The 15,921-nt window shown below is 66.0% G+C and carries 14 protein-coding genes; 9 read left to right on the forward strand and 5 right to left on the reverse strand.

Annotated features, from left to right (window positions below):
* From G3N94_RS24780 to G3N94_RS24795, 4 genes are all read left to right on the forward strand, one after another.
* Nucleotides 1-634 (forward strand): Smr/MutS family protein (locus G3N94_RS24780; protein ID WP_205795189.1); only part of this gene is annotated, 634 nt, incomplete at its 5' end.
* Nucleotides 621-1,244: a trimeric intracellular cation channel family protein gene (locus G3N94_RS24785; RefSeq protein WP_205795190.1), complete on the forward strand. Its 624-nt coding sequence runs from the start codon at nt 621-623 to the stop codon at nt 1,242-1,244. The genes G3N94_RS24780 and G3N94_RS24785, both read left to right, overlap by 14 nt.
* A gap of 179 nt (nt 1,245-1,423) precedes the next feature.
* Complete coding sequence (locus tag G3N94_RS24790; RefSeq protein ID WP_205795214.1) at nt 1,424-1,993, forward strand: PAAR domain-containing protein; 570 nt, start codon at nt 1,424-1,426, stop codon at nt 1,991-1,993.
* 2 nt (nt 1,994-1,995) lie between these two features.
* Entirely contained in the window at nt 1,996-2,820 is an 825-nt protein-coding gene (locus G3N94_RS24795; protein WP_205795215.1) for a hypothetical protein, read from the forward strand.
* Between the two features lie 358 nt (nt 2,821-3,178).
* Here the strand turns inward: G3N94_RS24795 and ugpC are convergent, their stop codons facing one another.
* The 4 genes from ugpC to G3N94_RS24815 all read right to left on the reverse strand — a co-directional run bounded on the left by ugpC (nt 3,179) and on the right by G3N94_RS24815 (nt 7,596).
* Nucleotides 3,179-4,297, reverse strand: a complete 1,119-nt coding sequence (gene ugpC, locus G3N94_RS24800; RefSeq protein WP_205795191.1) for a sn-glycerol-3-phosphate ABC transporter ATP-binding protein UgpC — start codon at nt 4,295-4,297, stop codon at nt 3,179-3,181.
* Between the two features lie 110 nt (nt 4,298-4,407).
* Nucleotides 4,408-5,265, reverse strand: coding sequence for a carbohydrate ABC transporter permease (locus G3N94_RS24805; protein ID WP_205795192.1), 858 nt, complete (start codon nt 5,263-5,265; stop codon nt 4,408-4,410).
* Nucleotides 5,255-6,190 carry a sugar ABC transporter permease gene (locus G3N94_RS24810; protein ID WP_205795193.1) on the reverse strand — a complete coding sequence of 312 codons (936 nt, stop codon included), beginning with the start codon at nt 6,188-6,190 and terminating at the stop codon, nt 5,255-5,257. Before G3N94_RS24810 ends, G3N94_RS24805 begins: the two co-directional genes overlap by 11 nt.
* A 158-nt stretch (nt 6,191-6,348) precedes the next feature.
* The gene (locus G3N94_RS24815; RefSeq protein WP_205795194.1) at nt 6,349-7,596 is read right to left on the reverse strand and encodes an ABC transporter substrate-binding protein; all 1,248 of its coding nucleotides are present in this window, start codon (nt 7,594-7,596) and stop codon (nt 6,349-6,351) included.
* Between the two features lie 441 nt (nt 7,597-8,037).
* On the opposite strand from G3N94_RS24815, the gene zwf reads away from it, so the two are divergent.
* From zwf to G3N94_RS24830, 3 genes are all read left to right on the forward strand, one after another.
* A complete protein-coding gene (gene zwf, locus G3N94_RS24820) occupies nt 8,038-9,507 on the forward strand; it encodes a glucose-6-phosphate dehydrogenase (RefSeq protein WP_205795195.1) in 1,470 nt (489 codons plus the stop codon).
* A 79-nt stretch (nt 9,508-9,586) separates the two neighbouring features.
* On the forward strand, nt 9,587-10,267 hold the full coding sequence (gene pgl, locus G3N94_RS24825) for a 6-phosphogluconolactonase (protein ID WP_205795196.1): 681 nt from the start codon (nt 9,587-9,589) through the stop codon (nt 10,265-10,267).
* Nucleotides 10,245-12,173 carry a bifunctional transcriptional regulator/glucokinase gene (locus tag G3N94_RS24830; RefSeq protein ID WP_205795197.1) on the forward strand — a complete coding sequence of 643 codons (1,929 nt, stop codon included), beginning with the start codon at nt 10,245-10,247 and terminating at the stop codon, nt 12,171-12,173. Before pgl ends, G3N94_RS24830 begins: the two co-directional genes overlap by 23 nt.
* Before the next feature lie 287 nt (nt 12,174-12,460).
* Here G3N94_RS24830 and G3N94_RS24835 read toward each other — a convergent pair whose 3' ends face one another.
* On the reverse strand, nt 12,461-13,678 hold the full coding sequence (locus tag G3N94_RS24835) for a Bcr/CflA family multidrug efflux MFS transporter (RefSeq protein ID WP_205795198.1): 1,218 nt from the start codon (nt 13,676-13,678) through the stop codon (nt 12,461-12,463).
* A 264-nt stretch (nt 13,679-13,942) separates the two neighbouring features.
* Here G3N94_RS24835 and G3N94_RS24840 point away from each other — a divergent pair, with 264 nt between their 5' ends.
* Nucleotides 13,943-14,395, forward strand: coding sequence for a hypothetical protein (locus G3N94_RS24840; RefSeq protein WP_205795199.1), 453 nt, complete (start codon nt 13,943-13,945; stop codon nt 14,393-14,395).
* Between the two features lie 98 nt (nt 14,396-14,493).
* Nucleotides 14,494-15,909 carry a glutamate-1-semialdehyde 2,1-aminomutase gene (gene hemL / locus G3N94_RS24845; RefSeq protein ID WP_346778731.1) on the forward strand — a complete coding sequence of 472 codons (1,416 nt, stop codon included), beginning with the start codon at nt 14,494-14,496 and terminating at the stop codon, nt 15,907-15,909.
* Nucleotides 15,910-15,921: the final 12 nt, after the last annotated feature.

The following is a 15,921-nucleotide window of genomic DNA, read 5'->3' on the forward strand; positions in this document are numbered from 1 at the left end:
CACTGCCCTCAAGGGCGAAGCCGAGCGCCGCGAGCGCGAGCGCGTCGAGACCGCGAAGGCCGCGCGCCAGGCCGACGCCGACGCGAACCTGTTCCGCAACGAGATCGGCGCGATCAAGCCGCTCAACGCGCCACCGCGCGCCGCTGCTGGCCGCGTGCCGCCCGACCCCGTGCCGAAGCAGACGCAGCGCGACGAGGAAGCGGTGCTGAACGCGACGCTGTCCGACGAGTTCGATCCCGAGACGCTGCTCGACAGCGACGAGTCGCTGTATTACCACCGCCCCGGCGTAAGCCGCGACGTGGTGCGCAAGCTGAGGAGCGGCGCGTGGATCGTCCAGGCGCAGCTCGACCTGCACGGAATGCGCCGCGACGAAGCGCGCGACGCGCTCGCCGCGTTCATCCGCGAATCCGGCAAGAAAGGGCTGCGCTGCCTGCGCGTGATCCACGGCAAGGGCCTCGGCTCGGTCGGCAAGGAACCGGTGCTGAAAGGCAAGGTACGCGCGTGGCTCGTGCAGAAGGAAGAAGTGATCGCATTCTGCGAGGCACGCGGCAATGACGGCGGCGCGGGCGCGGTGCTCGTGCTGCTGCAGCCGTTGGCCGCGCCCGGCGATCGGGGGCCGCGTGCCGCATCCTAGGCTGACGCTCGCGATCACGATACTCGAAGCGATCGCGACGCTCGCGTTCGCGATTTCCGGTTTCATCGAAGCGCGCAAGAACCGGCTCGACTCGGTCGGCACGTTCGTCGTCGCGCTCGCGACCGCGTTCGGCGGCGGCACGCTGCGCGACATCCTGCTCGAGCGCCGGCCGTTCTACTGGGTCGTGCACGACGACTACGTGCTGGTGATCTTCGCGCTGTCGCTGTGCGCGCCGTTCGTGCTGCGGATGCTGTCGCGGCTGTCGGCCGAGAGGACGCTGCTCATCGCCGACGCGGTCGGCCTCGGCATCTTCAGCGTGTCCGGCACGTCGATCGCGCTCGATGCCGAGATGCCGCGCTTCATCGCGGTGATGATGGGCGTGATCACCGGCGTGGTCGGCGGGATCATCCGCGACGTGCTGTGCAACGACATCCCGCTGATCCTGCGCGATTCGCGGCCGTACGCGACCTGCGCGTTCATCGGCTGCTGGTTCTACCTGCTGCTGATGTGGCTGGACGTCGATTCGGTCTACAGCGTGCTGACGGCGACCGGCTTCATCCTCGTCGCGCGGCTCGTCACGTTCAAGTTCGACGTGCGGCTGCCGCACTAAGCGCAAGCCATCCCAAAAAACTCAAGGGGCTGCTGAAAGCAGCCCCTTGTCGTTTCACGTTCGTGATTCGCGACAAATACGATCCATCGGACACGGACACAGTTTTTTACATTACCCTTTCATCTTTCAATGAAGCCATGCTACGTTCCGCCCAATGATCGCAAACAAACGGCAAGAGTATGGTCATCTTTTACGCGGTAGTTGAAGACGATCCGCTGGACAGTGGCGGCTACGTAGTCGACGGAGGCAAATGCGGAACGATCGCTGGTGATGACGGCAAGCTTCGGAGAATCACGTTCGTCGGACAACGGGCCTGGTGCAGCACCTGCGAAAGCATCGGAACAATTGAAGCAGCGCCTGGCGCCCCGAACAAAAAGCGATTACGCGACTTCACTTCCGCGGGAAGAGTCCAGGCCCTGAGTGGAGATTGGGTCCGATGCCGCTGTGAACGCCCTCCACGCATCAACTCCCGATACGGGCGCAAATGGAAAATAGATGAAAGAGAGCCCGATACCGGGATATCGGCTGCAGTCGCTGCAACGTCGGGCACCCAGGCAACTGCGCCACCCGCCTATAACGATCGCTTCGTCCTTCGGGACGCTGCCGGCAACCCTCTGAGCTACACCCGTTATGCGCTGCAGCGTGACACGGGAGCATTCGAATACGGCACGACAGACGAACTGGGTCAAACGCACCTGCTCGCCTCGGTGCCGCACGCCGAAAACATCACGATCTATCTCGCCGAATAGCCATGCCGGAATATACTCACGTGTCGCCTGACGGCAATCGATACAAGCGGGTCGCGGCACACACAACCACGCCAACGAGCGATACTTCACCGAAGCCGGTCACTGCCCGGTTCAAGACATTCTGGAAAACGATCCGGAAATGGACTGACACCGACATCGCTGAATACCACTGCACCGCCCCACAACTGGCGGAGCAAATTCAGGCAGAAGCGTATTGGGATCGAAATGGAAGCACACGCACAAATCGATTTACGTGCGAGGACTTCGCACTACGGTTGCTCATCCAGTTTTCCGCATTGCGAGGGCTGCCGCTCAATCTGAAGACCGGCGTGCGAAGCTATCGGAATGTGGAAATCTACGGCGAATCCGAGCACCGACGATACGATTCGACAATGTACGGTTTCGCCGATATGGTATCGCTGACTTTCGGCGCACCGGACGTACAGCGTACGGATTCGAATACCGCACAACTCAAGACACCGGAATCGCTCTTGCCCGGAGACATGCTTGTACAGGCCAATGATCGCGCAGGTATTGGACACCACGTTCAAATGGTCACGAGGGTCTCATCGTCGTCCATTGCGATCATGCAAGGTAATTCGAGCGGCGTGATCGTTCGTCCGTTCACAACAATCATGCGGATATTCGGCCGCAATCGAGCGGATCCGCAAAGCGCCAGTTACGCAGGCATGGGCGTCGAAAACGGGCACTACATGCGCGGCGAAGATGGGTGGGACTACAGAAACGAGACGACAGGTGCCGAAGTCAAAGACTTTCTGAAACAGTTTCAGCTGTATCGCTGGAATTTCACTGCATTCAACCGGTAAGCCGTGGAACGGTCATGCGTGCGTTTTTTTCAGTGATCGCGGATAGCGATCTATTTGGCGCACTCGCGACCGTGTGTTTGCTTGTCGCAGTGGCCGGCTTGTTTTCCAGGGTACGCCGCTCGAAGCTTTATTTTCCGGCCGTCTTCGCGTGTCTCCTGTTCATGCCAGTGCTACACGCGATCGGTTCGTACTTTTTGTCAATGCCGAGTCCATGACTGCATCGTGCGCCCCCCAGGCATCGACGAAAAGGCTGTAATCGCAGCGAATGCAGCGACCCGGCTCGCGCCGGGGCAATCGACGAGCCGCCAAACCCATAAATGGCCCGGATACTTCATCAATCGCCCCAAGCGAGTTTGCGTTACGCGATCCGCTCCTCCGACGCCGGATCGAACAACACGGCCTTCGACACGTCGAACAGCAGCGACAACGTCTGCTCCGGCTGCGGATTGGCGGCCGGATGCACGCGGCTCACGATGCGCTTGCCGTTCACCTGCGCGAACACGTGCGTGTCCGGGCCGGTCGGCTCGGTCACGTCGACGCGCACGTCGAGCGGCTGCAGGTGCGACGCGTCGCCGTTGTGCGCGCTGCGCGCATCGGTGATGCGCTCCGGGCGCAGGCCGAGGATCACCTCGCGGCCGACGTGCGACTTCAGCTTCGCCGCGTCGAACGGCAGGTTCAGCGCGCCGCGCGTGACACCCGTGTCGATCTCGAGCGCGATCCCGCTGCCCTGCTCGACCAGCCGGCCGTTGATGAAGTTCATCGGCGGCGCGCCGATGAAGCCCGCGACGAACAGGTTCGACGGCGAATCGTAGATCTCCTGCGGCGCGTCGAACTGCTGCACCACGCCGTCCTTCATCACCGCGATGCGGTCGCCGAGCGTCATCGCCTCGATCTGGTCGTGCGTCACGTAGACGATCGTCGTGCCGAGGCGCTGGTGCAGCAGCTTGATCTCCGCGCGCATCTCGATGCGCAGCTTCGCGTCGAGGTTCGACAGCGGCTCGTCGAACAGGAACAGCGCCGGGTCGCGCGCGAGCGCGCGGCCCATCGCGACACGCTGGCGCTGGCCGCCCGACAGCTGCCCCGGCTTGCGGTCGAGCAGGTGCTGGATCTGCAGCATCGACGACACGCGATCGACGATCTGCTGCTGCTCGTTCTTCGGCACCTTGCGGATGTTCAGGCCGAACGAAATGTTCTCGCGCACCGTCATCGACGGATACAGCGCATACGACTGGAACACCATCGCGATGTCGCGATCCTTCGGCGACAGGTCGTTGACGACCTTGCCGTCGATCCGGATCTCGCCGCTCGTGACCGTCTCGAGGCCGGCGATCATGTTGAGCAGCGTCGACTTCCCGCAGCCCGAGCCGCCGACGAGAATCAGGAACTGTCCGTCCTCGATGTCGATGTCGACACCCTTCAGGACGGGCACCCCGTTCGGGTAGGTCTTGTACACGTCACGGATTGAAAGGCTTGCCATGCTGTGAATCCTCTGTCTCGTGCAGCGCGTTCGTCGCGCCGCGTCGCTATCGTTTCGATGCGCCGCGCGTCACGCGCGCGGCCGGTTCGTCGTCTCGTATAAAACCGCGCTCAACCCTTCACCGCGCCCGCCGTCAGGCCGCGCACGAAGTAGCGGCCGGCGATCACGTAGACGAGCAGCGTCGGCAGCGCGGCGATGATCGCGCCCGCCATGTCGACGTTGTATTCCTTCACGCCCGTCGACGTGTTGACGAGGTTGTTCAGCGCGACCGTGATCGGCATCGAGTCGACGCCGGAGAACACGATCCCGAACAGGAAGTCGTTCCAGATCTGCGTGAACTGCCAGATCAGGCACACCATGAAGATCGGCAGCGACACCGGCAGCAGGATCTTCGTGAAGATCGTGAAGAAGCCCGCGCCGTCGATACGCGCGGCCTTCACGAGCTCGGCCGGCACGCTCACGTAGAAGTTGCGGAAAAACATCGTCGTGAACGCGATCCCGTACACGACGTGCACGAACACGAGGCCCGGAATCGTATTGGCGAGGCCGAGCATCCCCTGCAGGCGCGCCATCGGCAGCAGGATCACCTGGAACGGGATGAAGCAGCCGACCAGCATCATCGTGAACAGCGCGTCCGCGCCGCGAAAGCGCCAGTGCGTGAGCACGTAGCCGTTGAACGCGCCGACCAGCGACGAGATCAGCACGGCCGGGATCACCATCTGCAGCGAGTTCAGGAAGAACGGCTTCATCCCGTCGCAGCGCACGCCCGTGCACGCGCCGCTCCACGCCTTCACCCACGGCTCGAAAGTCCAGTGCGACGGCGGCGTCAGCAGGTTGCCGGTGCGCAGCTGGTCGAGATCCTTGAACGACGTCGACAGCATCACGTAGATCGGGAACAGGAAGTACAGCGCGAACAGGATCAGCGCGGCGTAAATCACCGCGCGGCTGATGGTCGGCTTAGGCTGCATTGCGGGTGCTCCTCGATTCCATATACATCAGCGGCACGAGCACCGCGACCACGGTCGCGAGCATCATCACCGACGATGCGGCACCGAGGCCGAGCTGGCCGCGGTTGAACGAAAACGTGTACATGAACATCGCCGGCAGCGACGACGACGTGCCGGGGCCGCCCGCCGTCAGCGCGACGACGAGGTCGAAGGTCTTGATCGTGATGTGGCAGAGGATCAGCAGCACCGAGAAGAACACCGGACGCATGCTCGGGATCACGATCTTGCGGTAGATGGTCGGCAGCGTCGCGCCGTCCACCTGCGCGGCCTTGAAGATCTCGCTGTCGACGCCGCGCAGCCCCGCGAGGAACAGCGCCATCACGAAGCCCGTCGACTGCCACACGGCCGCGATCACGACACAGAAGATCGCCTTGTCCGGATCGTCGAGCCAGCCGAACGAGAAGCTCGTCCAGCCCCAGTCGTGCATCACTTTCTCGAGGCCGAGGCCCGGGTTCAGGATCCACTGCCACGCGGTGCCCGTCACGATGAACGACAGCGCCATCGGATACAGGAAGATCGCGCGCAGCGCGCCTTCGCTGCGGATCTTCTGGTCGAGCAGGATCGCGAGGAACAGGCCGAGCGCGACGCAGATCACGATGAACGGAATGCCGAACCAGCCAAGGTTCGCGGCCGAGGTCCACCACACGTCGTTCTGGAACAGGTCCGTGTAACGGCCGAAGCCGTCGAATTCGTAGTTTGGCAACAGCCGCGAACGGGTCAGCGACAGATAGCCGGTAATCAGGATGAAGCCGTAGATGAACACCACGGCGATCGCCACGCTGGGCGCGAGCACGAGCTTCGGAATCCAGCGGTCGGCGAAGGCCGACATCGGCGACGTGCGCCTGACGGCAGCGCCGGATCCGTTTCCGCTAAGAGGGGCAGCCACTTGATTCGACTCCTGGGACGAAAGTGACGCGGCCCGGCAATCCGGGGCCGGCGTCGGGTACGACGCGGGCCCGGACATCAGGCCCGTTTGCTGCGGATACAGGATTACGCAAGCGCCCGGCAGGTGAAGCAGGTCCGGCCGGGCGTTCGTCGCGCGCGTTACTTCACCTTCGCGGCCTTCGCGAGCGCGGCGACCGCGCTCTTCGAATCCTGCTGCGAGTTCATGAACTTCGTCACGACGTCGGTGATCGCGCCGGCCGTCGCGTCGCTCTGCGCCATCCCGTGCGCGAGCGACGGCACGAAGCCGCCCGACTTGATCGCCGTCTGCTCGTCCGCATACGACTTCTTCGCGCAATCGTCGAACTTGTCCATCTTCACGCCGAGACGCACCGGCACCGAACCCTTCAGCAGGCTGAACTGCTCCTGGAAATCCGGCGTCATGATCGTCTTCGCGAGCGCGAGCTGGCCCGGCGTCGCGGCGCTCTGGCCCTTCTGCTGGAAGAACACGAACGAATCGACGTTGAACGTATACGCGTTCGCGGTGCCCGGCACCGCCGCGCAGATGTAGTCCTTGCCCGCCTTCTTGCCCGCGGTCTCGAACTCGCCCTTCGCCCAGTCGCCCATGAACTGCATGCCGGCCTTGCCGTTGATGACCATCGCGGTCGCGAGGTTCCAGTCGCGCCCGTTGCGGCCGCTGTCGAAGTAGCCCTGGATCTTGCGCACGGTGTTGAACACGTCGAGCATCTGCGGCGACGTCAGCGTCGCCTGGTCGAGGTCGACGAGCGCCTTCCTGTAGAACGCCGGGCCCTGCGACAGCACGACGTCTTCCCACAGCGTCAGGTCCTGCCACGGCTGGCCGCCCATCGCGACCGGCTGGATGCCCGCGGCCTTCAGCTTGTCGGCGACCGCGAAGAATTCGGGCCAGGTGGCCGGCACCTTCGCGCCGACCTTGTCGAGCGCGGCCTTGTTGATATAGAGCCAGTTCACGCGGTGCACCGAGAACGGCGCGCCGACGGTGTGGCCCTTGAATTTCATGATCTTGTCGATTTCCGGCGGCAGGTTCTGCTTCCAGTCGCCGGCGGCCTGGTCGATGTTGACGAGCACGCCCTGGTCGGCCCAGTCCTGGATCAGCGGACCCTTGATCTGCGCGGCCGACGGCGCGTCGCCGCTGATCACCTTGGTCTTCAGCGCGGTCATCGCCGCTGCGCCCGCGCCGCCTGCGACTGCGAAATCCTTCCAGACGTAGCCCTGCTTCTGCAGGTCGTCCTTCAGCACGCCGACGGCCTTCGATTCGCCGCCCGAGGTCCACCAGTGCAGCACCGTCACATTCTCGGCCGCCTGCGCCGCCACGGCGCCAGCCATCAGACCCGCGGCGCACAGCGCACCCATGATCGCGCGAACTTTCATTACTTATCTCCTCCAGACTGAATCAACTCGTGTAGTTCCCGCTCACGGGAACGGCTTCTTGGTGACGACTGGGAAATCGAGCCGCGAGACGCTGCGCGCGTACGGGGCCGACGACCGGCCGGGCTCTTACAGAAAGCGTGACTTGAGATTCAACGGCGTGTCTCCTCTTGTGTTTCTGGCCCGCCGCGACGCGGTGCGGGCCCCGGGGCCGACGACTGGCGCACGATGCGCGTCATCAATGTCCGATACCATTCGGCACATGGCGCGCCCGACGAAGCACGCGCTGTTGCATCGACCGCGCGTCAATTTTTTCTTCGTCCGGGTGCTACCCCTTGCGGCGGATTGTAGTTAAACTACAATTCAGTGTCAAAAATATTTTTATCGCACTACGGATCGCTTCACTGCTACAGCTTCACAGCTACCCCAACCGGGCGGAGACACATGCATACCGATTCCAGCTTTACCTTCGTACTTTTCGGCGGCACCGGCGACCTGTCGATGCGCAAGATCCTCCCGGCGCTGTTCGAAGCGCACCGTTCGAACATGCTGGCCGAGAGCGGCAAGATCGTCGCGGTCGCGCGTCACCAGGCCGATCGCGCCGAGTATCTCGAATGGGTCGAGGAACACGTGAAGCCGCATGCGGCGAAGGCGTCGCGCGGCGCGTTCGACGAGGCCGCGTGGAAAAGCTTCGTCGAACGCATCGTGTACGTGAATCTCGATCTGGGCCGCGCGGAAGATTACGCAGTGCTGCGCGACACGATCGCCCCGCTGTCCGGCATCCGGGTGTTCTATCTCGCGACGGGCCCGTCGCTGTTCGTGCCGATCTGCAAGGCGCTCGCGTCGGTCGGGCTGAACCAGGGCGCGCGCATCGTGCTCGAGAAGCCGCTCGGCTACGACCTGCGCTCGTCGAATGCGATCAACGACGCTGTCGGCGAGATCTTCGCGGAAGACCAGATCTACCGGATCGACCACTACCTCGGCAAGGAGCCCGTGCAGAACCTGCTCGCGCTGCGTTTCGGCAATGCGCTGTTCGAGCCGCTGTGGCGCCGCGAATGGGTCGAGAGCATCCAGATCACGATCGCCGAGGAACTCGGCGTGGAGGCGCGCGGCGATTTCTACGACAATACGGGCGCGCTGCGCGACATGGTGCAGAATCACCTGCTGCAGTTGCTGTCGATCGTCGCGATGGAACCGCCGCATTCGATGGATTCGGATTCGGTGCGCGACGAGAAGCTGCGTGTGCTGCGGGCACTGAAGCCCGTCGATCCGCGCGACATCGGCAAGGTCGCGGTGCGCGGCCAGTATCATGCGGGCGTGATCAAGGGCGCGCAGGTGCCGGCCTATGCGACCGAGCCGGGCGTGAAGCCCGACAGCCAGACCGAGACCTTCGTTGCGCTGAAGGTCGAGATCGAGAACTGGCGCTGGGCCGGCGTGCCGTTCTTCCTGCGCACCGGCAAGCGGCTCGCCGATCGTGTCGCCGAGATTGTCGTGAACTTCCGTCCGGTGCCGCACTCCGCGCTCGGGCCGACCGCGCTGCGCCCCGGCGCGAACCGCCTCGTGATCCGCCTGCAGCCGAACGAGACGATCCGCCTGTACTGCCTCGCGAAGCAGCCCGGCGAAGGGATGAACCTCGCGAGCGTGCACCTCGACCTCGCGTTCGACCAGTTCTTCAAGGAAGGCCAGATGGAGGCGTACCAGCGCCTGCTGCTCGACGTGATCAACGGCCGCCTCGCGCTGTTCGTGCGCCGCGACGAGCAGGAAGCCGCGTGGCGCTGGGTCGAGCCGATCCTGAACGAATGGGCGCGCTCGCTGAAGCCGCCGAAGCCGTATGCTGCCGGCACGTGGGGGCCGGCCGCGGCGAGCGCGATGCTCGCGCAGCACGGCACCTGCTGGCTCGAAGAAGAGAACTGATGCAAGCGGCGGGCGCTGCACATACGGCGCCCGCCGTCGCCCCACACGATTCAACAGACAATAGCAGTCCGGAGGAGATGTGATCGAGATCCACGCTTTCGACACCCAGGAAGCGCAAAGCCAGGCGCTCGCGCAGGCGGTCGGCGACGCGCTGCGCGCGGTGCTCGCCCGCCCCGCTCGCGCGACGCTCGCGGTGTCCGGCGGCACCAGCCCGCGCCCGTTCCTGCAGACGCTGTCGCACGCGACGCTCGACTGGTCGCACGTCGACGTCACGCTGGTCGACGACCGCTGGGTGGCGGAAGACGACGCGGCGAGCAACGCGCACCTCGTGCGCGACACGCTGCTGCAGCACGCGGCCGCGCCCGCAACCTTCCTTCCGCTCGTCGATACGCACGCCGCGCTCGACGCGCATGTCGCCGCGCTGAACGCGAACCCCGCGCACCGCGTTCCCGACGTCGCGGTGCTCGGGATGGGCGAGGACGGCCACACCGCGTCGATCTTCGCCGACGCGCCCGAATGGGACCACGCGATCGCGACCGCCGAACGCTTCGTCGCCGTGCATCCGGGCGTGGCGCCGCACGCGCGTGTGAGTTTTTCGCTCGATGCGTTGAAGCGCATCGACCGGCTGTTCCTGCTGATCGCGGGCAGCCGCAAACGCGAGGTGCTCGAGGCCGCCGCCTCGTCGCTACAGCAGAATGCCATTTCGCAACTGGCCAACGACAAGGGGACTCAACTCGATGTCTACTGGTGCGCAAAGTAAAGTCGCCGCCGCGGGCCAGCATGCCGACGGCCCGCGCCTGCTCGCGGACGTCGGCGGCACGAACGCGCGCTTCGCGCTGGAAACCGGCCCGGGCGAGATCACGCAGATTCGCGTCTACCCGGGCGCCGAGTATCCGACGCTCACCGACGCGATCCGCAAATACCTGAAGGACGTGAAGATCGCCCGCGTGAACCACGCGGCGATCGCGATCGCGAACCCGGTCGACGGCGACCAGGTCACGATGACCAATCACGACTGGAGCTTCTCGATCGAGGCGACGCGCCGCGCGCTCGGCTTCGACACGCTGCTCGTCGTCAATGATTTCACCGCGCTCGCGATGGCGCTGCCGGGCCTGACCGATGCGCAGCGCGTGCAGATCGGCGGCGGCGCACGCCGCCAGAACAGCGTGATCGGGCTGCTCGGGCCCGGCACGGGGCTCGGCGTGTCGGGGCTGATTCCGGCCGACGACCGCTGGATCGCGCTCGGCAGCGAAGGCGGCCACGCGTCGTTCGCGCCGCAGGACGAGCGCGAGGATCTCGTGCTGCAGTACGCGCGCAAGAAGTTTCCGCACGTGTCGTTCGAACGCGTGTGCGCGGGGCCCGGCATCGAGATCATCTATCGCGCGCTCGCCGCGCGCGACAAGAAGCGCGTCGCGACGAACGTCGACACCGCCGACGTCGTCGAGCGCGCGCATGCGGGCGATGCGCTCGCGCTCGAGACGGTCGAATGCTTCTGCGGGATTCTCGGCTCGTTCGCGGGCAGCGTCGCGCTGACGCTCGGCGCGCTCGGCGGCGTCTACATCGGCGGCGGCGTCGCGCTGAAGCTCGGCGAACTGTTCACGCGCTCGTCGTTTCGCGCGCGCTTCGAGGCGAAGGGCCGCTTCACGCACTACCTCGAGAACATCCCGACCTACCTGATCACCGCCGAATACCCGGCGTTCCTCGGCGTGTCGGCGATCCTCGCGGAGCAGTTGTCGAACCGCTCGGGCGGCGCGTCGTCGGCCGTGTTCGAGCGGATCCGCCAGATGCGCGACGCACTGACGCCGGCCGAGCGCCGCGTCGCCGACCTCGCGCTGAACCACCCGCGTTCGATCATCAACGATCCGATCGTCGACATCGCGCGCAAGGCCGACGTCAGCCAGCCGACCGTGATCCGCTTCTGCCGCTCGCTCGGCTGCCAGGGACTGTCGGATTTCAAGCTGAAGCTCGCGACGGGTCTCACGGGCACGATCCCGATGAGCCATAGTCAGGTGCATCTCGGCGATACGGCGACCGACTTCGGCGCGAAGGTGCTCGACAACACGGTGTCCGCGATCCTGCAGCTGCGCGAGCACCTGAACTTCGAGCACGTCGAGAACGCGATCGAGATCCTGAACAGCGCGCGGCGCATCGAGTTCTACGGGCTCGGCAACTCGAACATCGTCGCGCAGGACGCGCACTACAAGTTTTTCCGGTTCGGGATCCCGACGATCGCGTATGGCGACCTGTACATGCAGGCCGCGTCGGCCGCGCTGCTCGGCAAGGGCGACGTGATCGTCGCGGTGTCGAAGTCGGGTCGCGCGCCCGAGCTGCTGCGCGTGCTCGACGTCGCGATGCAGGCCGGCGCGAAGGTGATCGCGATCACGTCGAGCAACACGCCGCTCGCGAAGCGCGCGACCGTCGCGCTCGAGACCGATCACATCGAGATGCGCGAGTCGCAGCTGTCGATGATCTCGCGGATCCTGCATCTGCTGATGATCGACATCCTCGCGGTCGGCGTCGCGATCCGCCGCGCGTCGCCGAATGCGGAGTTGACCGAAGCCGTCGCGCAGGCGAAGGCGCGCGCGAACGACGACGAATCGGCCGACGTGCTCGACTGGCTGAGCCACGGCGCGTCGCCGGCGACGAAGGACGCGGCGCGGGACTGACGCGCGCAGGCTTGCCTGACGCGGTCGCATCGAAAAACGCCACCGGGGTTGCAGCCTCGGTGGCGTTTCTCGTTTCTGGTTACGCGTTTCTGGATACGCGTTTCTGGATACGCGTTTCTGGTTACGCGTTTCTGGTTACGCGTTTCTGGTTACGCGTTTCTGGTTACGCGCTTCTGGTTACTCGTTTCTCACTGGCGGCCGCGATCGCGCCGCACGCTCGATCAAAAAACGCCACCGGCGTTGCGCGCACGGTGGCGTTCTTCGGTGCGTTTATCCGGCCTCGCCGCTCAGGCGCCGGCCCTCACCGGCATACCATGCCAGCGCAGCAACAGGTTTCGCCCGACAAAGCACAGCATGCCCGTCACGCCGATCGTCACGCCCATCGCGAACGGCGTACCGTCTGCCAGCGCACCGATCGCGACGCTCGCGAGCGCGCTGAGCCCGAGCTGCATCGCGCCGAACACGGCCGCCGACGCACCGGCGTTGTGCGGGTAGCGGTGCATCAGGTCGGTCGTGCAGTTCGCGGACAGGATCCCGACGACGCCGACGACGAAGAACAGGCAGACGACGATCGACCACAGCCCGCCCCACCCCGTCAGCGCGACGAGCGCGACCGCGAGCGACGCGATGCAGCTGACGAGCGACGTGACCGAGATGATCCGCAGCGAACCGACGCGGCCGACGAGCCGCGTGTTCACGAAGTTGCCGAACATGATGCCGATCACGTTCAGCCCGAACAGCAGCCCGTAATGCTGCGGCGACACGTGGAAATATTCGATGTAGACGAATGGCGTGGCCGCGACGTACGAGAACATCGCCGCGAACGCCATCCCGCCGCACAGCATGTGTCCCCATGCGACGGGATCGGACAGGATACGCCCGTACGCCGCGAACGACGCGAGCACCGCCGCGCTCTTGCGCCTTTCCTTCGGCCAGGTCTCGGGCACGCGCAGGAACGCGGTCACCGCGCACAGCGCGCCAAACGCCGCGAGCACGACGAACACCCCGCGCCAGCCGGCGAAGCGCAGCACCTGCCCGCCGAGCAGCGGCGCGAGCAGCGGGCCCACCGACGTGACGATCGACACCATCGACAGCACCTTGGCCGCGTCGGCCGGCTCGTGCGCGTCGCGCGCGATCGCCCGCGCGAGCACCGACGCCGCGCCCGCGCCGAGCGCCTGCAGGAAGCGCACGAGTATCAGCATGTCGATCGAGCCGGCCACGAAACAGCCGATGCTCGCGAGCGTAAACAGCGCGATGCCGCCGAGCAGCACCGGACGCCGCCCCCAGGTATCGGACAGCGGACCGTACAGCAGCATGCCGATCGAGAACCCGGCCATGAAGCTCGTCATCGTGTGCTGCGCGACGCCGGGGCTGACGGAGAAGCCGGCCGCGATCGACGGCAGGCTCGGCAGGTAGATGTCGGTGGCGATCGGCCCGCAGGCGGCGAGCGCGCCGAGCAACAGGATCAGCCGGGCATCGGGCCGGCGTCGGACGACGTGGGACATGGGAATCCGGAAAAGGCGCCGGCGCACGTTGGGTCGCGCGCACGGCAGTGAAGACAGGGCGGCGGCAGCTGGATGCGGCGCCGTCGAACACATGATTGTACGCGCAACCGTTTCAGGCGGTCCGCGCGGGCGGCCGATGTGAGGCCAATGCGCGGTCGCGGCCCTCCGGCACGGAACGACGCACCGCGCCGCGCCGCGCCACCGCGCGCCGATTGGATTAAGCTTGCTGCCCTTGTCTGAACAATCCTGCTGCCGACCGATCCGATGACCGCCTTCCTGCTGATCTGGAGCCCCAAGAAATGGCCGTGGCCCGAGCTGCCCGACGTCGCCGCGCGCGTGAAGGCCGGCGAAGCCGTGCACGACGTGTGGGGCTGCGGGTTCGCGCGCAGCATCCTGCCGGGCGACCGCGTGTTCCTGCATCGCGTCGCGAAGGAGCCCAAGGGCGTGTTCGGCTCCGGCTACGTGACGCGCGCGCCGTACGAAGTGCCCGATCCGTCGACCAAGCGCGGCTACCGCCTGTGCATCGACTTCGTCTACGACTGGCTCGTCGACGCACACCAGGAAGTCGTGATCCCGCGCGACGCGCTGCGCGTCCATCCATACTCGGTGCAGACGTGGGATGCGCAGACCTCCGGCACGTCGATCAAGCCGATGGTCGAAGGGCCGCTCGAGAAGCGCTGGGCCGAGCTGACCGGCAAGCGCAAGCCGCCGCGCTAGCGACCGTTCGCGCGCACCGCCCCGAGCGCACGCACACCGTTCTCGCGACGCTCGTCCGCCCGTCGCCGCCCTGCCGGCTCCGGCCCCCCACGCGCCGAATGGCCGCAGGCCGCCTACGGGCTTGCCGCGCGCGCCTCCGGTACGTCTCCGGTACAATCGGACGGATCGTTCCGCCCAGGCGCCGCGGCCCGTGCACAGGCCCCCGCGCCGTTCTCTCGCAGGTTTCGCTCATGTCCAACAATCAGATCCTCTTCGAACGCGCCCAGAAAACCATCCCCGGCGGAGTCAACTCGCCGGTCCGCGCGTTCCGTTCGGTCGGCGGCACGCCGCGCTTCGTCGCACGTGCGCAAGGCCCGTATTTCTGGGACGCCGACGGCAAGCAGTACATCGACTACATCGGCTCGTGGGGCCCGATGATCGTCGGCCACGTCCATCCGGAAGTGCTCGCAGCCGTACAGCGCGTGCTCGCCGACGGCTTCTCGTTCGGCGCGCCGACCGAGGCCGAGATCGAGATCGCCGAGGAAATCTGCAAGCTCGTGCCGTCGATCGAACAGGTGCGAATGGTGTCGAGCGGCACCGAGGCGACGATGAGCGCGCTGCGCCTTGCGCGCGGCTTCACGGGCCGCAGCCGCATCGTCAAGTTCGAAGGCTGCTATCACGGCCATGCGGACAGCCTGCTCGTGAAGGCCGGCTCGGGCCTGCTGACGTTCGGCAACCCGACCTCCGCCGGCGTGCCCGCCGACATCGCAAAACACACGACCGTGCTCGAATACAACAACGTCGCGAAGCTCGAGGAAGCGTTCGCCGCGTTCGGCGACGAAGTCGCCGCGGTGATCGTCGAGCCGGTCGCGGGCAACATGAACCTCGTGCGCGGCACGCCGGAGTTCCTGAATGCGCTGCGCGCGCTGTGCACGAAGCACGGCGCCGTGCTGATCTTCGACGAGGTGATGTGCGGCTTCCGCGTCGCGCTCGGCGGCGCGCAGGCGTACTACGGGATCTCGGCCGACCTCACCTGCCTCGGCAAGGTGATCGGCGGCGGGATGCCGGCCGCCGCGTTCGGCGGCCGCCGCGACATCATGGCCCACCTCGCGCCGCTCGGCGGCGTGTACCAGGCCGGCACGCTGTCGGGCAACCCGATCGCGGTCGCCGCGGGCCTGAAGACGCTGCAGCTGATCCAGGCGCCGGGCTTCTACGACGCGCTCACCGCACAGACCAAGCGCCTCGCCGATGGCCTCGCCGCCGAGGCGCGCGCGGCCGGCGTGCCGTTCGCGGCCGATTCGATCGGCGCGATGTTCGGCCTCTATTTCGCCGAGCGCGTGCCGGCGAGCTTCGCCGAAGTCACGCAGAGCAACATCGAGCGCTTCAACCGCTTCTTCCACCTGATGCTCGACGAAGGCGTCTATTTCGCGCCGTCCGCGTACGAAGCCGGCTTCGTGTCGAGCACGCACGACGACGCGGTGATCGACGCGACGCTCGCCGCCGCACGCCGCGCGTTTGCCGCGCTGGCGGCCTGACCCGGGGCCGCG

The sequence above is a fragment of the Burkholderia sp. Ac-20353 genome (assembly GCF_017104785.1).
Lineage (GTDB): Bacteria > Pseudomonadota > Gammaproteobacteria > Burkholderiales > Burkholderiaceae > Burkholderia.